The sequence below is a fragment of the Rhizobium tibeticum genome (assembly GCF_900110205.1).
In the GTDB taxonomy this organism is placed as follows: domain Bacteria; phylum Pseudomonadota; class Alphaproteobacteria; order Rhizobiales; family Rhizobiaceae; genus Rhizobium; species Rhizobium tibeticum.
In genome coordinates this window covers 42283-62352 of record NZ_FOCV01000030.1, presented here as the reverse complement: position 1 = coordinate 62352, position 20070 = coordinate 42283, and the positions used below count along the sequence as shown (strand labels likewise).

The 20070-nt window shown below is 61.2% G+C and carries 18 protein-coding genes and 1 pseudogene; 11 read left to right on the top strand and 8 right to left on the bottom strand.

The annotated features are described in order from the left end of the window. Nucleotides 1–4: 4 nt before the first annotated feature. Together BSG20_RS26350 and BSG20_RS26345 are read right to left on the bottom strand one after the other, a co-directional pair. Nucleotides 5–1030, bottom strand: a complete 1026-nt coding sequence (locus BSG20_RS26350; RefSeq protein ID WP_072379986.1) for a sulfate ABC transporter substrate-binding protein — start codon at nt 1028–1030, stop codon at nt 5–7. 454 nt (nt 1031–1484) lie between these two features. Continuing rightward, the gene (locus tag BSG20_RS26345) at nt 1485–1940 is read right to left on the bottom strand and encodes a PTS sugar transporter subunit IIA (RefSeq protein ID WP_072380087.1); all 456 of its coding nucleotides are present in this window, start codon (nt 1938–1940) and stop codon (nt 1485–1487) included. Nucleotides 1941–2190: 250 nt separating this feature from the next. Between BSG20_RS26345 and BSG20_RS26340 the strand changes: the two are divergent. Together BSG20_RS26340 and BSG20_RS26335 are read left to right on the top strand one after the other, a co-directional pair. After that, nucleotides 2191–2672 (top strand): annotated as a pseudogene (locus BSG20_RS26340) (NADPH-dependent F420 reductase); the annotation flags it as partial. A 166-nt stretch (nt 2673–2838) separates the two neighbouring features. Next, nucleotides 2839–3882, top strand: a complete 1044-nt coding sequence (locus BSG20_RS26335; RefSeq protein ID WP_072379988.1) for an NAD(P)-dependent alcohol dehydrogenase — start codon at nt 2839–2841, stop codon at nt 3880–3882. 62 nt (nt 3883–3944) lie between these two features. Here BSG20_RS26335 and BSG20_RS26330 read toward each other — a convergent pair whose 3' ends face one another. Together BSG20_RS26330 and BSG20_RS26325 are read right to left on the bottom strand one after the other, a co-directional pair. Then, entirely contained in the window at nt 3945–4775 is an 831-nt protein-coding gene (locus BSG20_RS26330) for a nickel-binding protein (protein WP_072379990.1), read from the bottom strand. Between the two features lie 86 nt (nt 4776–4861). After that, the gene (locus BSG20_RS26325) at nt 4862–5746 is read right to left on the bottom strand and encodes a LysR family transcriptional regulator (RefSeq protein ID WP_072379992.1); all 885 of its coding nucleotides are present in this window, start codon (nt 5744–5746) and stop codon (nt 4862–4864) included. Between the two features lie 214 nt (nt 5747–5960). Between BSG20_RS26325 and ampC the strand changes: the two genes are divergently transcribed. Next, entirely contained in the window at nt 5961–7145 is a 1185-nt protein-coding gene (ampC, locus tag BSG20_RS26320; RefSeq protein ID WP_072379994.1) for a class C beta-lactamase, read from the top strand. 380 nt (nt 7146–7525) lie between these two features. Here the strand turns inward: ampC and BSG20_RS26315 are convergent, their stop codons facing one another. From BSG20_RS26315 to BSG20_RS26300, 4 genes are all read right to left on the bottom strand, one after another. Next, nucleotides 7526–8893, bottom strand: coding sequence for an FAD-containing oxidoreductase (locus tag BSG20_RS26315; RefSeq protein ID WP_072379996.1), 1368 nt, complete (start codon nt 8891–8893; stop codon nt 7526–7528). Continuing rightward, complete coding sequence (locus BSG20_RS26310; RefSeq protein WP_072379998.1) at nt 8893–9351, bottom strand: DUF4126 domain-containing protein; 459 nt, start codon at nt 9349–9351, stop codon at nt 8893–8895. The genes BSG20_RS26315 and BSG20_RS26310 overlap by 1 nt, the downstream gene beginning before the upstream one ends. A 94-nt stretch (nt 9352–9445) precedes the next feature. Beyond that, the gene (locus tag BSG20_RS26305) at nt 9446–10633 is read right to left on the bottom strand and encodes an acyl-CoA dehydrogenase (RefSeq protein WP_072380000.1); all 1188 of its coding nucleotides are present in this window, start codon (nt 10631–10633) and stop codon (nt 9446–9448) included. Between the two features lie 98 nt (nt 10634–10731). Beyond that, nucleotides 10732–11652, bottom strand: coding sequence for a LysR family transcriptional regulator (locus tag BSG20_RS26300; protein WP_072380002.1), 921 nt, complete (start codon nt 11650–11652; stop codon nt 10732–10734). Between the two features lie 320 nt (nt 11653–11972). Here BSG20_RS26300 and BSG20_RS26295 point away from each other — a divergent pair, with 320 nt between their 5' ends. From BSG20_RS26295 to BSG20_RS26260, 8 genes are all read left to right on the top strand, one after another. Next, nucleotides 11973–13178: an ABC transporter substrate-binding protein gene (locus BSG20_RS26295; protein WP_072380004.1), complete on the top strand. Its 1206-nt coding sequence runs from the start codon at nt 11973–11975 to the stop codon at nt 13176–13178. A gap of 4 nt (nt 13179–13182) precedes the next feature. Then, nucleotides 13183–13965: an ABC transporter ATP-binding protein gene (locus BSG20_RS26290; RefSeq protein ID WP_072380006.1), complete on the top strand. Its 783-nt coding sequence runs from the start codon at nt 13183–13185 to the stop codon at nt 13963–13965. Further along, nucleotides 13965–14666 (top strand): ABC transporter ATP-binding protein, encoded by a 702-nt coding sequence (locus BSG20_RS26285; protein ID WP_072380007.1) that lies wholly within the window; start codon nt 13965–13967, stop codon nt 14664–14666. Before BSG20_RS26290 ends, BSG20_RS26285 begins: the two co-directional genes overlap by 1 nt. A gap of 4 nt (nt 14667–14670) precedes the next feature. Continuing rightward, complete coding sequence (locus BSG20_RS26280; RefSeq protein WP_072380009.1) at nt 14671–15558, top strand: branched-chain amino acid ABC transporter permease; 888 nt, start codon at nt 14671–14673, stop codon at nt 15556–15558. Nucleotides 15559–15560: 2 nt separating this feature from the next. Then, nucleotides 15561–16550 carry a branched-chain amino acid ABC transporter permease gene (locus BSG20_RS26275; protein ID WP_072380089.1) on the top strand — a complete coding sequence of 330 codons (990 nt, stop codon included), beginning with the start codon at nt 15561–15563 and terminating at the stop codon, nt 16548–16550. A 19-nt stretch (nt 16551–16569) separates the two neighbouring features. After that, complete coding sequence (locus tag BSG20_RS26270) at nt 16570–18165, top strand: GMC family oxidoreductase (RefSeq protein ID WP_072380011.1); 1596 nt, start codon at nt 16570–16572, stop codon at nt 18163–18165. A gap of 9 nt (nt 18166–18174) precedes the next feature. Then, nucleotides 18175–19059 (top strand): 3-hydroxyisobutyrate dehydrogenase, encoded by an 885-nt coding sequence (gene mmsB / locus BSG20_RS26265; protein WP_072380013.1) that lies wholly within the window; start codon nt 18175–18177, stop codon nt 19057–19059. A gap of 85 nt (nt 19060–19144) precedes the next feature. Continuing rightward, nucleotides 19145–20062 carry a DMT family transporter gene (locus BSG20_RS26260; RefSeq protein ID WP_072380015.1) on the top strand — a complete coding sequence of 306 codons (918 nt, stop codon included), beginning with the start codon at nt 19145–19147 and terminating at the stop codon, nt 20060–20062. Nucleotides 20063–20070: the final 8 nt, after the last annotated feature.

Here is a 20070-nt window from a genome sequence, read left to right as displayed (position 1 = left end):
CGTATTATTGTGCCGGCTTGTAGATTTGGTCAAATACGCCGCCATCGCCGAAGAATTTTGGCTGTGCTTCCTTCCAGCCGCCGAAATCGTCGATCGTCGCGAGCTTCAGGTTTGGAAAGCGTGCGATGTCTGCCTTGTCGGCCGCTTCGGGCTTGGTCGGTCGGTAGAAGTGCTTGGCCGCAATCTTCTGACCCTCGTCCGAATAGAGATAGTTCAGGTAGGCCTCCGCGACCTTGCGGGTACCCTTCTTGTCGACGTTGCCGTCAACGACGGCGACCGGCGGGTCAGCGCGGATCGAGAAGGTCGGGGTGACGATCTCGAACTGATCGGGCCCAAGCTCTTCGAGGGAGAGATAGGCTTCGTTTTCCCAGGCAAGAAGAACGTCGCCGAGGCCGCGCTGGACGAAGGTCGTCGTTGCGCCGCGCGCGCCGGTGTCGAGAACCGGAACATGCTGCAGGAGCTTCGTCACATAGTCCTGCGCCTTGGTGTCATCGCCGCCATTGGCCTGCTTGGCCCAGGCCCAGGCCGCCAGGAAATTCCAGCGTGCTCCGCCTGACGTCTTCGGGTTGGGGGTAATGACCTGGACATCGTCCTTCACGAGATCGGCCCAGTCCTTGATGCCCTTCGGATTGCCCTTGCGAACAAGGAAGACGATCGTCGACGTATAGGGCGTCGAATTGTTCGGGAATTTGGTTTTCCAATCGGCCGGGATCTTGCCGGTCTTGGCGGCAATCGCGTCGATGTCACCCTCGAGAGCAAGGGTTACGACATCGGCATCAAGCCCGTCGATCACCGAGCGCGCCTGTGCGCCCGACCCACCATGCGAAGCCTTGATGGTCACCGCCTCACCGGTATCCTTCTGCCACTTCGCAGCGAAGGCGGCATTGAAATCCTTATACAATTCTCTCGTCGGATCGTAGGATACGTTGAGAAGCGTCTGGTCCGCGAATGCGGGAGCGACAGCACCGATTGCGACGCTACCTGCCAGCGCCACAGCCGCGAGAAGCCGTGTGATCTTTATCGACTGCATGGAAACCTCCTTCGTTGTGGCCGAAACTCTACCAAGTTGGTAGTATAATGAAACGAAGAATGTTTCTGTTCCAGGCGCCAGTCTGGAATGCCATCCCAATCGAGCCCCACTTTGGAAATGGGTTTGCTCTCCTTGGCCGCGGCGAAACCCCGAGGACGCCGCGCGAAGGGCTGCGCCTGCTGACGCTTACCCTTCGATTTTCCCTATGATCGGTAGAAGCGCTTGCGTTGTGTCGGGTGGAAAGCGCCGTTCCCTCAGCGACGATCATGTAGTTGACCGTTATGCCGGCCCGTCCAAGGCATTGTCGCCGGAAAAGCCGTCGCCGTCTGCATCCATGATCTGAGGACAGGTCCGAGCGTGCAGTATCACGAGGAAGAGGACGGCCACGACCAGGTGGAAGGCTTCCTTCGGTTCCAGCGCGACTTCTGACCGGTTCCCTGCCGCTATGTGATCGTCAAACGCGCGAGTCGGCCAGGAAATCCGAATAGAGCTCCTCGGCAGTCTTGGCCGTGCGCATGGCTGCTAGAATGCCGGGCGTCTGCAGCTGCCGCGCGATCGCCGCCAGCACGTTCAGATACTCGCCACGGTTTGCCTCGCCAAATAAAAGCGCAAAGGCGATGTCGGTCGATACGTCGTCGACGGCCTCGAAATCGAGCGGCCGCGCAAAGCGCAGGAGCAAGCCCCGTGGATGTGTCATCCCATCCACTACCGCGTGCGGAACGGCAACGCCGTTGCCGATGCCCGTCGAGCCAAGACTCTCGCGGCTTTCCAGGGCTTGCAATATCTTCCTTTCTTCGATGCCGAAGGCGGAGGCGGCCTTCTCCGCAATATTTTGCAACCCGCTCCATTTCGTCGCGACCGACACGCCTATGAAGGTGTGCTCGGGACGGATGATCATCGAAAGGTCCATGACGTTTCTCTTGTCGTTCGAGCGAAGCGCGCCAGGCGCCAGCCAGCGTCCTTTTCGCGCCGGACGCACCGTTGCCTTGCCGCAAACTGATTTTCCGGGCCGCATTGCTGCGCGTTCATATGCCCAGACGAGATAAAGGTTCGAGCGTGATAGGCGCCCACACATATAAATACCGCATAAAGATCATCCAAACTTTCAACGGATGCTTGAAGATGATGCAAGCGACTACCCGCTTATTGGGGATGCGGGACTTGCCGCGGAGCTTCAGCCTTTCGTGATAGCAGCGACCGTCGAAGAGGCCGTGAAGGCCGATATCGTCCTCGTTGACGTTCCCTGGTCGAAGCTGCCAGAAGCGCTTTAGGGCCCTACCAGACTGGAACGATCGCATCGTCATCGACGCCAAATCCAATCGAGGCCCCGCTCTTCAAGCCCGCTGCCTTGAACGGTCGTCTGTCCAGCGAGATCGTCGCCGATCTTGTGCCGGGCGCCCGTGTGGTCAAGGCTTTCAACCACCTGCAGCCGCACCTTCTTTCCGGCAACCCCGCGGCCGAAGGCGGCAAGCGTGTCTTGTTCTATTCGGGCGACGACGCGGACGCAAAAGCCGAAATCGGTTCCCTGATCGACACGCTCGGCTGCTTCGGCATCGACCTTGGCCTGCCTACTGTCGGCGGCAGCCTGGTGCAGTTTCCCGGCGGGCAATTGCCGGCGCTCAATCTCGTCAACTTCGGCTGACCATCTACCGCATCAGATCGCCAGTCTTCCTTGAATGGGCATTTCATCATTTCACGAGCAAAAGCCTTCGCAATTGAATTGAATTGCGAAGGCTTCGGGCCTTATAGTCCATCCAAAGCCGCGCCGACACAGACGGCGCGGGGAGGCAATCGGGAAGGAACAGACAATGGCCAAAGTCCGCGCGTTGGTGCTCGAGCGCCAGCATGAACTCGCGCTTCGCGAGATCGACCTGCCGATGGATGCGGGTCCGGGGCAGGTGAAGATCAGGATTCACACGGTCGGCGTCTGCGGCTCCGATGTGCATTACTACACCCATGGCAAGATCGGCCCCTTCGTCGTCAACGAGCCGATGGTGCTCGGCCACGAAGCCGCCGGCACCGTCGTCGAGGTCGGCGCCGGCGTGACGCATCTCAGGGTCGGCGACCGGGTCTGCATGGAGCCCGGCATTCCCGATCCCAATTCCAAGGCAAGCCGGCTCGGCATGTACAATGTCGATCCTGCCGTCACCTTCTGGGCGACGCCGCCGATCCACGGTGTCCTGACGCCCGAAGTCGTGCATCCAGCCAACTATACCTATAAGCTTCCCGACAATGTGAGCTTCGCCGAGGGCGCCATGGTCGAGCCTTTCGCGGTCGGCATGCAGGCGGCAACCAAGGCGAAGATCGTGCCCGGCGACACAGCGGTGGTGCTGGGCGCCGGCCCGATCGGCACGATGGTGGCGATCGCAGCCCTTGCCGGCGGCTGCGCCCGCGTGGTCGTGGCCGACCTTGCCCAACCGAAACTCGACATTGCCGCTCAATACCAGGGCGTCATCCCGGTCAATATCCGCGAGAAGAATCTCGTCGAGGAGGTCGCGCGCCTGACGGACGGCTGGGGTGCCGATGTGATCTTCGAATGCTCCGGCTCGCCGAAGGCCTGGGAAACCATCATGGAACTGCCACGGCCGGGTGGCGTCATTGTCGCCGTCGGCCTGCCGGTTAATCCGATCGGCTTCGACGTTTCGACGGCCTCAACCAAGGAAATCCGCATCGAGACGGTATTCCGCTACGCGCACCAGTACGAACGCTCCATTGCGCTGCTCGGCTCCGGTCGCGTCGATCTGAAGCCGCTGATTTCGGAAACCTTCACCTTCGAGGATTCCATCAAGGCCTTCGATCGCGCCGTCGAGGCGCGTCCAAGCGACGTGAAACTGCAAATCGTGATGGAATAGCCTGCGTCGCCTCGACACGCGTTCGGTCACCGCTTCCAATGGGGTGACCGATCGAGGCCACCCTATTTTGATTGAACCTCATCAGCCCAATCGCACTCGAATGCCAGAACCGGCTTGGAAAACCCCTTGAGGCGCCGGCGCGCCGCATTGGCGAAGAGATCGGCCGCTCCGTGCTCGCGAAAGATATTCTCCGATACGAGGATCTGGTCGCCCGCGGCCGCAGCACATAACCGTGCGGCCAATTGCACGGTCGAGCCGAAGAGGTCATTGCTGTCCTCGATGGGTTCGCCGCAATCCACGCCGATGCGAACGTGAATGGGTTCCGGCGTGCCCCCGTTGTAGCGCCTGAATTCCCGCTGGATGCTCATCGCGCAACCGACCCCGGCGTGCGTGGAGGCGAAGGAGGCCATGATGCCGTCACCGGTGTGCTTGACTTCTCTGCCCCCGCATTGTGCCAGACAGCGTCGCACGATCGCATCATGTGCCCGCACGAGTTCGGCTGCCATCCGATCGCCGAGCCGCGATGTCATCGCCGTCGAGCCGACGATATCGGTAAAAAGGATCGCCCTGTGGCCGGCATCCCTTTCGGCGACAGACTGGCCGACCATCTGTTCGGGTTCATGAATCCGCCCAAGAAATGCCTCGACCGCGGACAGCGCGACCTCGACGACTTCGCCAGCCATGAAACCGTGCGCTTCGCGGTGGACACATTGCGCGGTCTCGGCATCCGGTGCATCGATCAGACAGAACGCTGTTCCGCGCCGCTGGTCATACCAGTAGGTGAGGAACTTCACTCCGAACCGATCCTGAACGGCCAGATCCCTGCGATGCGCGTCGGCAATGTCTTCGGCGGTTGTCCCCGCAAGATCATGCCGGTCCATGAAGATAGCCACGTCCTGTGTCCTTCGGAACCCCTCGACAGAGGCCGCATCTTACGCCGCCACCGTCTCCGGGTCCACATCGAGAGAACCCGAACCGATCAGGTGCTGGACGCGCCGGCCACTTCCGAAAGCCAGAGACGAAAGGCCGACATGGCCGGCGTCTCCGGGCGCGATTGCAAACGGGTCAGCCAATAGCTTCCCATGGCGACCGTGATCTCGAAAGGCTGGCGGATCGTCTCGGCAAGCAGGTGGCGTGAAAACATCAGCGGCGGCGCCAAGGCAACGCCAGCACCCTGCAGTGCTGCCTCCATCATGGCGAGCGACGAGTCGAAAACAATGCTCCGCAGCAGCGGCAGGTTCGCCTCAAGCCCAGCGGCGGCAAACCACCGCGACCACTCATCGGCCCTGTACGACCGCAGCAGCGTCTGCTTCAAGAGGTCAGCAGGCGAGCTTAGCTGCGTCGCGATCTCGGGAATGCAGAGAGCCGACAACGGGGCTTCCAGCAGACGCACCGCCTCAACGCCGTGCCAGGCGCCCGAACCGAAACGGATCGCATAATCGAGCCCCTCGGCGGCGATATCGACGCGGTTGTTGTTGGTGGATAGGCGCAGATCGATGAAGGGGTGCCGCGCATGAAACGCGCGCAGCCGCGGCAGCAGCCAGCCGACCGCAAAAGTGCCGACGCCCCCCACGCGAAGAACCTCGCGATAATGTCCGCCCTCGAAGCGCTCGAGCGTCCTTGCGATACCGTCGAACGCATCCCGCAACGCCGGCAGCAACGTCTCGCCCTCGCTGGTTAGCATAAGGCCGCGCGGCAGCCGCTCGAACAGTGTGACGTTGAGGCGCGTCTCCAGACTCTTCACCTGATGGCTGACGGCGGCCTGCGTCACGCAGAGTTCGATCGCTGCTTTGGTGAAGCTCAGGTGCCGGGCGGAAGCTTCGAAGGCGCGCAGCGCGTTCAACGGCAGGTGCGGACGAACCATCGGATACCCAAGTTTTTCTAATGCCTCTTGCCAAATATCGTCGTTTGAGGCGTCCGTACAGGCTTCGTATACAAACCTCGCCTAGGCCGATCGGATCGGCGGAAACCGCGCAAGATACCGAATTATCTTGCAACGGCGGGCACTTCGCATTGGACGTCCTCGCCGCGGCGGAGATCGCGCGGCGATACCATGAACCCGAGGCATCGTATCTGTTATGAGAAATATTCCACAATCTACCTTTGGTATTCTCGCCGCCGCATCCCTTATCCTCGTCACCGGCGCGCACGCCGCTGAGCAGCAAGACGGACTTGGCCGCGTCGTCGATGCCGTGGCAGGCCCCTTGATGGCGAAGAACGACATATCAGGCATGGCGATTGCCGTCACTGCAAAGGGAAAGCGATATGTCTTCAATTACGGCGTCGCCTCCAAGGCGAGCGGGCAGAAAGTCACCGACGCGACGCTGTTTGAGATCGGCTCGGTCAGCAAGACCTTTACTGCGACGCTCGCGGCCTACGCTGAAGCCAGTGGCGACCTGTCCTTCGCCGACAGCCCGAGCAAGTTTCTGCCCGAGCTCGCAGGCAGCCGCCTCGCCGAGGCGAGCATGCTCGACCTCGGGACCTATATGGCGGGCGGTTTGCCTTTGCAGTTTCCGGACGAGGTGACCGATCACAAGAAGATGGTTGGCTATTACAAGAACTGGAAGCCGAGTTATGCGCCGGGCACGCATCGCCTCTATTCCAATCCGAGCATCGGCCTGTTCGGCTATGCCGCAGCGAAGGCCATGGGCTGGCCGTTCGATGATCTGATGCAGCAGAAGCTGTTTCCGGCGCTCGGCCTCAGCCATAGCTTCATCACCGTTCCGAAGAACGAGGCGGACAACTACGCTTACGGCTATTCACAGAGCGGCAAGGCCATTCGTGTCTCGCCCGGCGTCCTCGATTCCGAGGCCTATGGTGTGAAGATGTCGGCGTCCGACATGCTTGGCTTCATCGAAGCCAACATGAACGCTTCCGGCCTCGACGACCCGCTGCAGGCGGCGATCGCCGCAACGCATGTCGGCTACTACAAGGTCGCAGGCATGACGCAGGGACTTGGATGGGAAATCTACGCCTACCCCACGGACCTCGACCAGCTCCTGGCGGGCAACGCGACTGAAATGACCCTCCAAGCCCACGAGATCGAGAAACTGTCGCCGCCGCGCCCGCCGGTAAACGACGCTCTATTCAACAAGACCGGATCCACCAACGGCTTCGGCGCCTATGTCGCCTTCGTGCCGTCACAGGGCATCGGCGTGGCACTCTTCGCGAACAAGAACTATCCCAACAGCGAGCGTGTGAAGGCAGCCTATAGAATATTGGCGGCACTCGACGACCAACTCCCGGCCGCAAGCGCGGACTAGGCAACCTCAGCAAACGAGACCACGAGGCGTCGCGGCGGGACCGTCGCTGGGGTGATGAACAAGGACGACGGCTCCTTCGTCCGGTGTTTCGCAGAAAAAGGTCTCCTCCCGAGATGGCCGCGGCAACGCCAAGTTTGGCTCCGCACGTACCCACGGCGCACGTAAGTTCCCAGACGAACCTCCTTTTGCGAAAGGATGGAGAGGTTTTCTGCGCAAGGAAATAGCCCAGCTACCGGTGGCTGCAGAGGCACGTAAGTTGCAAAGCCAAAACCGCCGAATGAAGTGCGGCCAAGCGCCATATCTCTGGCGCGGCAATGCCCAGCACCCGTCCGAGTGAGATGCAGGGTCAAAACCACGGGCCGGGAAGACCGCTTCCGCAGCTAAACCGCTTTCAAATCCGCAAGCAGCGTCGGGATCAGCTCGGACACGGTCGGATGGATCGGCACGGCCCATTTCAACACCGGGTAGGGGGCCTTGGCGTTCATCGCGTCGATGAAGCCATGGATCACCTCGTCGCCCTCGATTCCGAGGATGGCCGCGCCAAGGATCTGCTGCGTTTCGGCATCGGCGATCACCTTCATGAAACCTTTGGTCTCGGCGCGCTCGTTGGCGCGTCCGACCCGGTTCATCGGCCGGGTTGAAATCATGATCTTGCGACCAGAGGCGCGTGCCTCCTTCTCGGTCATGCCGACACGGCCAAGTGGCGGATCGATATAAAGCGCATAGGCGAGAATGCGATCGCTGAGCTTGCGGTCCTCGCCGTCGAGCAGGTTGGCGGCGGCGATCTCGAAGTCGTTGTAGGAGGTATGGGTAAAGGCACCGTGGCCATTGCAATCGCCGAGCGCCCAGATGCCTTCGACATTGGTCGCAAGCTTGTCGTCGACGGTGATGTAGCCGCGCTGGTCGGTGACGACGCCGGCCTTGTCGAGGCCGAGATCGTCGGTATTCGGCGTGCGGCCGGTGGCGATCAGCACGTGGCTTGCCTCGATTGCCGGCTGACCATTGCCGATGCTCACATTGATGCCGTTGGCCGTCTTGGAAAAGCCGATCCCGTCGGCATCGGTGTGCACGCCAATGCCTTCCGAACGCAGGATATCGGCGATCGCGTCCGAAATGTCGGCATCCTCGCGCGAGGCAAGCTTCGGGCCGCGCTCGATCACCGTCACGTCGGCCCCGAAGCGGCGATACATCTGCGCGAATTCGAGGCTGATGTAGCTGCCGCCGATGACTGCCAAGTGCCTCGGAAGCGTGTCGAGATGAATAATCGAGGTGCTGGTGAGGTAATCGATCTCATCAATACCCGGCATATCGGGAATGATCGGCCGCGCTCCGACATTCAGGAAGATCTGCGGGGCCGTCAGCGTTTGCCCGTTCACGGTGACGGTATGAGCGTCTTCGAAACGAGCATGGCCATAGATGACGGTGATTCCGTCCATGCCGGCAAACCAGTTGATCAGGCCGTTGCGGGCATTCATCGTCACGGTTTCGGCGCGCTTGCGCACCACCGTCATGTCGATGCCCACGGGGCCCGGGATCGTCACGCCATAGTCGGCCCCGCGCCGTGCCATATGGGCAGCGCGTGCGCTTGCCACCAGCGTCTTGGTGGGCATGCAGCCGGCATTGACGCAGGTGCCGCCGAGGAACTTGCGCTCGATCAACGCCACGTTCATGCCCTTCTCGACCATGCGGGCGGCGAGGAAGGGACCGGATTGACCGGCCCCGATGACGATGGCGTCGAAACTAGGCATCAGACTGCTCCCACGATGACGAGCGCGCCGATGATCGCAACCGCGTCCTCGATCAGCGCTGCAGGTGTATCCTTGCCGAAGGCGGCGGCAAGCTTGCCGCGGGCGGTCGCACCGCCAAGCGTGCCAACCACGGCGCCGACAATGCCCGCAATCAATCCACCGACGAGCGATCCGCCGGACGCGCCGATCGTGGCGCCCGTCAGCGCACCCATGATGAGGCGGGCGGCAAACTGCATGGGAACTTTGCGGGACGGGGTTGAGGGCAGCTGGTCGGTAATCAACTCGACGACAGCAAGCAGCGTGAACACCCATGGCGTCCAGCGATATCCCATGAAGGCAAGCGGTGTCTGTGAAACGTCAAAACCGCCCAGTGCGGCACCCCAGGCAACGATGGCCGGCGCCATCATGGCCCTGAGGCCTGCGATAATTCCGATCAGAAATGCAAGAAACAAAAGCATGTGCAATCCCCCATGCCGCGCGCAATATCCTCGCGGTCATGGGAAGCTGGCACATTGTCGCGCGGGTTTCAATTTGCGCGATGCCCAATATGGCTCAATTCGCGAATGCGGCGATGCCGGTGATGGCGCGGCCGAGGATCAGGGCGTGGACATCGTGGGTTCCCTCGTAGGTGTTGACGACCTCGAGGTTGACGAGATGGCGGGCAACGCCGAATTCGTCGGAGATGCCGTTGCCGCCCAGCATGTCGCGGGCAAGCCTGGCGATGTCGAGCGCCTTGCCGCAGGAGTTGCGCTTGACGATCGAGGTCAGCTCCACCGGCGGATGCCCGTCTTCCTTCATGCGGCCGAGCCTCAGGCAGCCCTGCAGGCCAAGCGAAATCTCCGTAACCATGTCGGCGAGCTTCTTCTGGATAAGCTGGTTTGCGGCAAGAGGCCGGCCGAACTGCTTGCGGTCGAGCACATATTGGCGTGCCTTGGCGTAGCAATCCTCGGCAGCTCCGAGCGCGCCCCAGGCGATGCCGAAGCGGGCAGAATTCAGGCAGGTAAACGGGCCTTTGAGACCCGACACGTTGGGCAGCAGGTTTTCCTCCGGCACGAAGACATTGTCCATCACCACCTCTCCGGTGATCGAGGCTCGCAGGCCGATCTTGCCGTGGATGGCCGGCGCCGACAGGCCCTTCCATCCCTTTTCCAGGACGAAGCCGCGGATGACACCGTCGTCGGTCTTGGCCCAGACGACGAAGACGTCGGCGATCGGGGCATTGGAGATCCAGGTCTTGGCGCCCGACAGGCTATAGCCGCCATCGACCTTCCTTGCCCGCGTCACCATCGAGCCCGGATCCGAGCCGTGGTTGGGTTCGGTCAAGCCAAAGCAGCCGATCCATTCGCCGGTCGCAAGCTTTGGCAGATATTTCTGTTTCTGCGCCTCCGAACCGAAGGCATCGATCGGCACCATGACCAGGGAGGACTGCACGCTCATCATCGAGCGGTAGCCGCTGTCGACGCGCTCGACCTCGCGGGCGATCAGGCCATAGGCAACGTAGCCGAGGCCCGCCCCGCCATATTCCGGCGCAATCGTCGGCCCAAGCAGGCCGAGCTCGCCCATTTCGCGGAAGATCCCAGGATCGGTCTTCTCGTTGCGGAAGGCCTCGAGCACGCGCGGCGCCAGCTTTTCCTGCGCGTAGGATTTTGCCGTCTCCTGCACCATGCGTTCCTCGTCCGACAACTGCTCCACAAGCCGGAAAGGATCGGCCCAGTCGAAGATCTCGCGGGTATGCTGCATGCTCACTCCTCCTCATTCACCTGCCGGCGCGAACCTTCTTCGGGCATAGACCCGCCGGACGGACGGGTCAACTCGCCAGGAACCGACCTCGGGCCAACCTATCGCTTCACCCAGGGAGGGATGAACCTGACATCCTTGCCGGTCACAGCCTCGCGCAGGAAATCGATGACGGCGCGCACCCGCGGCGACTGGCGAAGGTCGCGATGGCAAGTGATCCAGTAATGCCGCCTGAGATCGACCTCATCAGGAAGGACCCGTTCCAGCTCCGGGTAACGGCTGGCGAAAAAATAGGGAAGCACACACAGCCCCAGGCCGTTTCGTGTTGCTGTCAGCTGCGCGAAGATGCTGGAGCTCTGGAACTGCGGCTTGATGCGCGGATGCACGTCGCCGAGATAGTCGAGGCCGGGGGCAAAGATCATCTCCTCGATATAGCTGATGAAGGGATGCTCCAACAGGTCGTCTCGGCAGGTGATCGGCGCGCTTCGTTGCAGGTACTCCCGCGAACCATAGACCTGGAGATGGTAGTCGGTGAGCTTGTGGGAGAAATACGGTCCGCCCTTCGGTTCATCGAGAACGACGGTGATATCGGCTTCCTTGCGCGACAGCGACATGATCTGCTGGATCGTCACCAGCTCAAGCGACAAATTCGGGTGGCGGGCGACGAACTGCGGCAGCACGCGCGCAAAGAAGAAGTTGGAGAAGCCTTCCGGTGCGCTGAGCCGCACCACGCCGCGCTGCGTTGTGGCGCCGTCGGTCAGGTCAGCGCGCAGCCGCTCGGTTTCCTGCTCCATCTTTTCGGCAGTTTCGACGAAACGCGCGCCCATGGCCGTCATCACATAGCCGCGCGGATTACGCTCGAAGAGTTTGACCTTCAGGGCAAATTCCAGCCGATCTATGCGGCGCGAAACCGTCGCATGGCTGGTGCGCAATTGTCGCGCGGCAGTCGATAGCTGCCCGGTGCGGGCGACGGCCAGAAAGAACTGCAGGTCATCCCAGGTGAATTGCGCTGAATTGTTCATCAATCCCCCTGTAGGCGCTGTGATCGTCAAGTGGCCGCTATTGGTCTTTCGTCTAATGCCGGGCGACCTGCATATCGCGGCGGCCTGCCCTACGTTCCAACGAAAGCACCCTAACGATCTGCATTTATTGAGCCATGGCTGCGATACGACAGCACTTCTGTTCAAAAACGAACAGATACTGTTTGGAATTAGTTGTAAAGCGGCCTTGCTTGAAAGGGGTAATTCCGTGATCGTAAGGTATGCGCTGGCGGCTTTGAGGAGGGCGGCTGGCCAAATCTGAACAGATCCGCATTCTGGCCAATCTCTGGGAGGAGAGACATATGCGAAAGAATCTCATAGCATCGCTCGCATTCCTGCTTGCAAGCAGCACTGCCGTACTCGCCGATGGCGCATCCGACGGCAAGGTGAAGATCGGCATACTGAACGATCAGTCGGGCGTCTACGCTGATTTCGGCGGCAAGTCCTCCGTGGAGGCAGCCAAGATGGCCGTCGAGGATTTCGGCGGTAAAGTTCTGGGCGTGCCGGTGGAGATCGTCGATGCCGACCACCAGAACAAGGCCGACATCGCCTCCAACATCGCTCGTCAATGGTACGACACCGAGCAGGTCGACGCGATCATGGAACTGACCACCTCATCGGTGGCGCTCGCGGTCCAGGCTGTAGCCAAGGAAAAGAAGAAGATCGACATCGTCACCGGCGCGGCAACAACGGACCTGACCGGCAAGGCCTGCTCGCCCTACGGCTTCCACTGGGCCTATGACACACATGCGCTGGCCGTCGGCACCGGCGGCGCGCTCGTCAAGCAGGGTGGCGACAGCTGGTTCTTCCTGACGGCCGACTATGCGTTCGGTTATTCCCTGGAGCAGCAGACGAGCGATTTCGTCAAGGCCAACGGCGGCAACGTGGTCGGTTCCGTGCGCCACCCCCTCTCGACACAGGACTTCTCGTCGTTCCTGCTGCAGGCGCAATCGTCCGGCGCCAAGGTGATCGGCCTTGCCAATGCCGGCCTCGATACCTCCAACGCCATCAAGCAGGCGGCCGAGTTCGGCATCACCCAGGGAGGCCAACATCTGGCGGCACTGCTCTTCACGCTTGCGGAAGTCCATGGCCTCGGCCTCGATGCGGCACAGGGGCTGACGCTGACCGAAGGCTATTACTGGAACCTCGACGACAAGAGCCGCGAGTTCGGCAAGAAGTTCTTCGCCCGTACAGGCAGGATGCCGAACATGGTCCATACCGGCACCTACTCGGCCGTGCTTCAATATCTGAAGGCGATCCAGAAGGCCGGTACCGACGACACCGATGCCGTTGCCAAGCAGTTGCATGAAATGCCAGTCGATGACGTCTTCGGGCGCGGCGGCACGGTTGGCCCGAACGGCCGCATGATCCATGACATGTACCTGCTTCAGGTCAAGAAGCCAGCCGACAGCAAGGAACCGTGGGACTACTTCAACGTTCTGGCGACCATTCCCGGCAAGGAAGCCTATATCGATCCCGCCAAGAGCGGCTGCGCCCTGGTGAACTAAACCGATGGCGGGTTCCGCAACACAATCGAACGCGACGCCGCAGGTGGTGCTCTCCGCCCGCGGCCTGCGTCGCGACTTCGGTGGCTTCACCGCCGTCAAGAATGTCGATCTCGACGTCCACGATGCAAGTGTGCATGCCTTGATCGGCCCCAACGGTGCCGGCAAGACCACCGTCTTCAACCTGCTTACGAAGTTTTTGCAGCCCAGTGCCGGTACGATCACGCTGATGGGCACCGACATCACCAAAACGGCGCCGGACAAGGTGGCGCGGATGGGACTGGTGCGGTCGTTTCAGATCTCGGCGGTGTTTCCGCATATGAGCGTTCTCGACAATGTCCGCGTGGCACTGCAGCGGCCAAACAATCTGTCGACGCAATTCTGGCGTCCGCTTTCGGCTCTCGACGAATTGAACGATCGTGCCGAACAACTGCTTGCGAAAGTCGGCCTTTCGAAGGAACGCGATGCGATCGCCGCCGATCTTTCCTATGGCCGCAAGCGCGTGCTCGAGATCGCGACGACGCTGGCGCTTGACCCGAGAGTGCTCCTGCTCGACGAGCCAATGGCAGGCATGGGGCACGAGGATGTCGGCGTCGTCTCGGCGCTGATCCGCGAAGTGGCGCGCGACCGCGCCGTCCTGATGGTCGAACACAATCTGTCCGTGGTCGCCGACATCTGCCAGCAGGTGACAGTGCTGCAGCGTGGCGAGATTCTCGCCGAGGGCGATTATGCGACGGTCAGCGCCGATGCGCGCGTGCGCCAAGCGTACATGGGCTCGGAGGAGGGTTGATGACGACACTTCTGGAGCTCCAGGGGCTCAATGCCTGGTACGGCGAAAGCCACATCCTGCACGGTGTCGACATGCGCGTCGGCGAAGGGGAGACGATCACCATCCTCGGCCGCAACGGCGTCGGAAAGACGACGACGCTGCGCACCATAACGGGCATTGTGCGCGCCCGCAAAGGCAAGCTGATCTTTGCCGGCGAGGACATGATGCAGGTGCCGTTGCACAAGACAGCGCGCCGAGGCATCGGTTTCGTGCCGGAGGAACGGGGCATATTCTCGACACTGACGGTGTCTGAAAATCTGCTGCTGCCGCCGATCGTTGCCTCCGGCGGCCTGACCGTGGACCAGATCTACGAGCTGTTTCCAAACCTCTACGAACGCCGCAACAGTGCGGGTACGAAACTGTCGGGCGGTGAGCAGCAGATGCTGGCGATCGCCCGCATTCTGCGCACGGGCGTGCGCATGCTGTTGCTCGACGAGCCCACCGAGGGCTTGGCGCCGGTCATCGTCCAACGCATCGGCGAGGTGCTGAAACAATTGAAGGAGCGTGGCATGACGATCCTGCTCGTCGAGCAGAATTTCCGTTTCGCTAGCCGGATCGCCGATCGTTTCTATCTTATGGATCACGGGCAGATGGTTTCGGAGTTTCCCGTGGGCGAGCTGCCGCAGCGGATGGATACGCTGCACAAGGTTCTGGGAGTGTGATCTCATGACGATGATCTTCGGCATTCCCCTTCAGGCGTTTATGGGCCAGTTGCTGATCGGCCTGATTAACGGCTCTTTCTATGCCCTCTTGAGCCTCGGGCTCGCCATCATCTTCGGTCTGTTGCGGGTCATCAATTTCGCGCACGGCGCGCAATATATGCTCGGCGCCTTCGCCGCCTACCTCCTGCTTGCCTATGCCGGTATCGGCTATTGGCCGTCGCTGATCCTGGCGCCCGTCATCGTCGGCCTGGCCGGCGCGGTGATCGAGCGATTGTTCCTTCGCCGGCTCTATGACCTCGATCCGCTGTACGGACTGCTCTTCACCTTCGGGCTCGCACTCGCCGTGGAGGGCACCTTTCGCTACCTCTATGGCTCTTCCGGGCAGCCGTATGCGCAGCCCGCCGCCCTTGCAGGGGCCGTCAATCTTGGCTTCATGTTTCTGCCGATCTATCGCGGTTGGGTCGTGGCCGTATCGCTCGTGGTCTGCCTCAGCACCTGGCTCCTGATCGAGAAGACGAAACTCGGCGCATATCTGCGGGCAGCGACCGAGAATGCGACACTCGTCCAGGCATTTGGCGTCAACGTGCCCGTCCTCCTGACCATGACCTATGCGCTCGGAGCCGGTCTTGCTGCCTTCGCGGGCGTGCTTGCCGCACCGATCTATCAGGTGTCGCCGCTGATGGGCTCCAGCATGATCATCGTCGTCTTTGCGGTCGTTGTGGTCGGCGGCATGGGCTCGATCATGGGGGCGATCATCACCGGCTACGTACTCGGTATTGCCGAAGGTCTCACCAAGGTCTTCTATCCCGAAGCTTCCAACATCGTGATCTTCGTCATCATGGCAATCGTTCTCCTCATCAGGCCCGCGGGCCTCTTCGGCCGGGATGCATGACGATGACAGAGATCACCGAAACCATGAGAACGGAAAAGAACCGCACTGCCCTTTCGGTGCAGGCAGCCTTCCTCATCATCGGCCTGCTGCTCCTGCTCTTGGCGCCGTTCTTCTTCTATCCGATTTTCCTGATGAAGCTCTTGTGCTTCGCGCTGTTTGCCTGCGCCTTCAATCTTCTTCTTGGCTACACCGGTCTTCTGTCGTTCGGCCATGCGACGTTCTTCGGCGGTGCTGCTTATTTTACCGCCCATGCCGTGAAGGAATGGGGGTTTTCGCCAGAGCTTGGCATCGTCATCGGTGTGGTAGGCGCTGCCGCCCTCGGCCTCGTCATGGGATTCTTCGCGATCCGACGCCAGGGCATCTATTTTGCGATGATTACACTGGCCCTATCGCAGATGTTCTTCTTCTTCTGCCTGCAATCAGACTTCACGCATGGCGAGGACGGAATCCAATCCGTGCCGCGCGGCCATCTGTTCGGCCTCCTCGATCTCAATGACGCGACCAACATGTACTACTTCGTGCTTGCCGTCTTTGTCGTCGGTATCCTGATCATTTGGCGTTTCATCAATTCGCCCTTCGGAATGATCCTGAAATCGATCCGGGAAAACGAGCAACGGGCGATATCGCTCGGCTATTCCGTCGCCCGCTACAAGCTTGGCGCCTTCGTGATGTCGGCGGCGCTCGCGGGGCTCGCCGGGGCGGTCAAATCGCTCGTCTTCCAGTTCGCGACCCTGACCGATGTTGCCTGGCAGATGTCGGGCGAGGTGATCCTGATGACCCTGCTTGGCGGCATCGGGACGCTGATTGGTCCGCTGTTCGGCGCCGGCCTCGTCGTGACACTCGAAAACTACCTGGCGACATCAGAATTTCCGGTGACGATCATCACCGGCATCGTGTTCATGATTTGCGTGCTGATCTTCCGCCGCGGCATCATTGGCGAGTTCTACGCTTCGCGTCTTGGTCGGAAGCTCGGCTTCGTCTACCGCCGCTAAGCCGCGGGGTGACATAATCATGGATCGTTTCGACTACATCATCATTGGCGCCGGCAGTGCCGGCTGCGTGCTCGCCAATCGGCTGTCCGAGGACAGGAACACGCGCGTGCTGCTGCTGGAGGCCGGCGGCAGCGACAACTATCACTGGATCCATATCCCCGTCGGATATCTCTATTGCATCAACAATCCGCGCACCGACTGGTGCTTCACGACCGCCCCGCAACAGGGATTGAACGGGCGCGCGCTAAACTATCCGCGCGGCAAGGTGCTTGGCGGCTGCTCCTCGATCAACGGGATGATCTACATGCGCGGCCAGGCGCGCGACTATGATCTCTGGCGGCAGATGGGATGCACCGGCTGGAGCTGGGACGAGGTTCTTCCGTTCTTCCGCAAATCGGAAGATCACTATCGCGGTGAGAACGAACTGCATGGCGCCGGCGGTGAATGGCGTGTGGAAAAGGCCCGTGTGCGCTGGGCAGTGCTCGATGCATTCCAGGCGGCGGCCAGGGAGGCAGGCATTCCCGAGAGCCCCGATTTTAACACCGGCAACAATGAGGGATCCGGCTACTTCGACGTCAACCAGCGGTCGGGCATTCGCTGGAACACCGCCAAGGCCTTCCTGCGTCCGGCCATGCGGCGGAGCAATCTGACGGTCCTGACGAAGGCGCAGGTGTGTCGCTTGGTCATCGAGGAAGGCGCGGTCACAGGTGTCGATTATCAGCATCGGGGCATCACGAAACGCGCACACGCGGCAAGGGAAACGGTCCTTGCAGCGGGTGCGATCGGTTCACCGCACATTCTGGAATTGTCGGGCCTCGGCCGCGGCGATGTGCTGCGGAACGCGGGCGTGGAGGTCATCACCGAGGTGAAGGGCATAGGCGAGAACCTACAGGATCACCTGCAGCTTCGCATGGCCTACAAAGTCACCGGCGTTCCGACATTAAACGAGAAGGCAACGAGGCTCATCGGCAAGGCAGCGATTGGTCTGGAATATCTCGTCAGGCGCTCCGGCCCGATGGCGATGGCGCCAAGCCAGCTTGGCATCTTTACCCGATCCGGCCCCGACAAGGAAACGCCGGACCTTCAATATCATGTGCAGCCCGTGTCACTCGACAAGTTCGGCGACCCGGTGCACCCATTCCCAGCCATCACCGCAAGCGTTTGCAACCTCAGGCCTGAAAGCCGCGGTTCGGTGCATGTGGCAAGCCCGGATTTTGCCGCCCAGCCGACGATCAGCCCGAACTATCTCTCGACCGAACGCGATCGCGACATAGCTATTCGCTCGATACGCCTGACACGGAAAATTGTCGCAGAACCGTCATTCGCGCGGTTCCAGCCGGAAGAGTTCAAACCTGGCCCGAGCTACCGTACCGATGCGGAACTGGCCGAGGCGGCCGGCGATATCGGCACGACGATCTTCCACCCTGTCGGGACATGCCGAATGGGCGCGGATCGCGAAAGTGTCGTCGACCCGCGCCTCAGGTTCAGGGCTTTGGCGAAGCTTCGGATTGCAGACGCCTCCGTGATGCCGACCATCACATCAGGCAACACCAATTCGCCGACGATCATGATCGCCGAAATGGCAGCGGCCATGATCCTGGCGGACAACAGATAGGAGAACGGCATGGCACGAATCGCATTCATCGGGCTTGGCAACATGGGCGGGCCGATGGCCGCCAACCTCGTCAAGGCGGGTCATCAAGTCACCGGCTTCGATCTCGCAGCACCGGTGCTGCAGGCCGCGCAAGCGCAGGGCGTAACGGCGGCGAGCCATATCAGCCAGGCCGTCTTAGACGCGGAAATCGTCGTGACGATGTTGCCGCAGGGCAAGCACGTGCTCAGCGCATGGACGGACATTCTCCGTTCGATTCCCGCCGGGACGCTTGTCATCGACAGCTCCACGATCGACGTCGACAGTGCCCGCAAGGCACACGAAATGGCAAGCAATGCCGGCTGCCTTTCCCTCGATGCCCCTGTTTCGGGTGGCACCGGCGGAGCGGCGGCCGGGACTCTGACCTTCATGGCGGGTGGCTCCGACGAGGCCTTCGCAAAGGCAAAGCCCATCCTCGAAGCGATGGGCAAGAAGATCGTCCATTGCGGAGAGCCGGGCGCCGGGCAGGCAGCCAAAATCTGCAATAACATGATCCTCGGCATATCGATGATCGGTGTTTGCGAGGCGTTCGCACTTGGCGAAAAGCTCGGTCTTTCGCATCAAGCGCTGTTCGACGTCGCCTCGACCTCGTCTGGACAATGCTGGTCGATCAGCACCTATTGCCCTGTCCCGGGGCCGGTTCCGACATCGCCGGCAAACAACGGATACAAACCGGGTTTCGCGGCGGCGCTGATGTTGAAGGATCTGCGACTATCACAAGAGGCTGCACTATCCACTGGCGCGTCTACGCCGCTTGGAGCCGAAGCCTCGCAGCTTTACGCCCTTTTCGAGAAACAGGGGAATGGCGGCCGCGATTTCTCGGCAATCATCGAAATGCTGCGGGGCACGTCGCAATAGCCTCCGCGATGGCTTGACACCCTGGTCGATATGGGCGACGGCCCGCCTGCCGCAGCGAGGCGGCAACCGGCAACAGGAATCCGACATGCAACCGCAGCCTACCGCGACAGGCCTCAGGAACTTCGTATTGATGGGCGTTGTTCTGATGCTCCTCGGGGACTTTCTCTTCGCGCTCAACGATGCGATGGGTAAGTGGCTGGTAACGAGCTTCTCTGTCGGGCAGGTGCTGCTCATCCGCTCACTTGGATGCTTCATCATCCTTGGGCCGCTCATCGCCAGACAGGGTCCAGCCGAGCTTTTCAAGGTGGAGCAGAAGGGACTGCAGTTTCTGCGCGTCCTCTTGGCGACGCTCGATGTCGGCTTGTTTTACGCCGCAGTCGCCTATCTGCCGCTGGCCGACGTGATGACCTTCTACATGGCCGGGCCGATCTACGTCGCGGCCCTGTCGCACTTCTTCCTCAACGAACGCATCGGCTGGCGCCGTTGGCTCGCCGTCTTCGTCGGCTTTTGCGGCGTTGTGATTGCGCTTCGCCCGTCCTCGGCAATGCTGTCGCTGCCATCTCTCTTCGGAATTGTCGGCAGCCTCTCCTTTTCGATGGCGCTCGTCCTGAACCGATATCTCCGCAATACAAGCGATACGACCCTCGTCACCTGGCAGATGATCGCCGCCCTTGTCGTCGGGGCAGTGCTATCGATCGGCGCCTGGCAACCGACAACACCGGTCGAACTCGGCGGCATGATTGGGCTTGGCGTCGTCGCGTCCTGCGCGCACCTCTTGATCACGCGTTCGCTGAAGCTTGCACCGGCTTCACTGCTGGCACCGCTGCAGTACAGCCTGCTGATCTGGGCGATTGCACTGGGATACCTCTTCTTCGGTGACGTTCCTGATCTTTACGTGATCACAGGCGGCACGATTATCGTCGTGGCCGGCCTGTTTATTTTCCATCGCAAGAACCTGCTGGAAACAGTGCCGCCGGAGGCTGTTGCCCCCGATGGCCACTGATTGCGCTC

What these genes read in the sequence shown, in the direction of transcription:
- BSG20_RS26260 (WP_072380015.1), top strand. Translation starts at nt 19,145, where the DNA reads ATGCAACCGCAGCCTACCGCGACAGGCCTCAGGAACTTCGTATTGATG.
- BSG20_RS26325 (WP_072379992.1), bottom strand. Translation starts at nt 5,746, where the DNA reads ATGGTTCGTCCGCACCTGCCGTTGAACGCGCTGCGCGCCTTCGAAGCT.
- BSG20_RS26290 (WP_072380006.1), top strand. Translation starts at nt 13,183, where the DNA reads ATGGCGGGTTCCGCAACACAATCGAACGCGACGCCGCAGGTGGTGCTC.
- BSG20_RS26345 (WP_072380087.1), bottom strand. Translation starts at nt 1,940, where the DNA reads ATGGACCTTTCGATGATCATCCGTCCCGAGCACACCTTCATAGGCGTG.
- BSG20_RS26280 (WP_072380009.1), top strand. Translation starts at nt 14,671, where the DNA reads ATGACGATGATCTTCGGCATTCCCCTTCAGGCGTTTATGGGCCAGTTG.
- BSG20_RS26335 (WP_072379988.1), top strand. Translation starts at nt 2,839, where the DNA reads ATGGCCAAAGTCCGCGCGTTGGTGCTCGAGCGCCAGCATGAACTCGCG.
- BSG20_RS26275 (WP_072380089.1), top strand. Translation starts at nt 15,561, where the DNA reads ATGACAGAGATCACCGAAACCATGAGAACGGAAAAGAACCGCACTGCC.
- BSG20_RS26350 (WP_072379986.1), bottom strand. Translation starts at nt 1,030, where the DNA reads ATGCAGTCGATAAAGATCACACGGCTTCTCGCGGCTGTGGCGCTGGCA.
- BSG20_RS26270 (WP_072380011.1), top strand. Translation starts at nt 16,570, where the DNA reads ATGGATCGTTTCGACTACATCATCATTGGCGCCGGCAGTGCCGGCTGC.
- mmsB (WP_072380013.1), top strand. Translation starts at nt 18,175, where the DNA reads ATGGCACGAATCGCATTCATCGGGCTTGGCAACATGGGCGGGCCGATG.
- BSG20_RS26315 (WP_072379996.1), bottom strand. Translation starts at nt 8,893, where the DNA reads ATGCCTAGTTTCGACGCCATCGTCATCGGGGCCGGTCAATCCGGTCCC.
- BSG20_RS26295 (WP_072380004.1), top strand. Translation starts at nt 11,973, where the DNA reads ATGCGAAAGAATCTCATAGCATCGCTCGCATTCCTGCTTGCAAGCAGC.
- BSG20_RS26305 (WP_072380000.1), bottom strand. Translation starts at nt 10,633, where the DNA reads ATGCAGCATACCCGCGAGATCTTCGACTGGGCCGATCCTTTCCGGCTT.
- BSG20_RS26285 (WP_072380007.1), top strand. Translation starts at nt 13,965, where the DNA reads ATGACGACACTTCTGGAGCTCCAGGGGCTCAATGCCTGGTACGGCGAA.
- BSG20_RS26310 (WP_072379998.1), bottom strand. Translation starts at nt 9,351, where the DNA reads ATGCTTTTGTTTCTTGCATTTCTGATCGGAATTATCGCAGGCCTCAGG.
- BSG20_RS26300 (WP_072380002.1), bottom strand. Translation starts at nt 11,652, where the DNA reads ATGAACAATTCAGCGCAATTCACCTGGGATGACCTGCAGTTCTTTCTG.
- ampC (WP_072379994.1), top strand. Translation starts at nt 5,961, where the DNA reads ATGAGAAATATTCCACAATCTACCTTTGGTATTCTCGCCGCCGCATCC.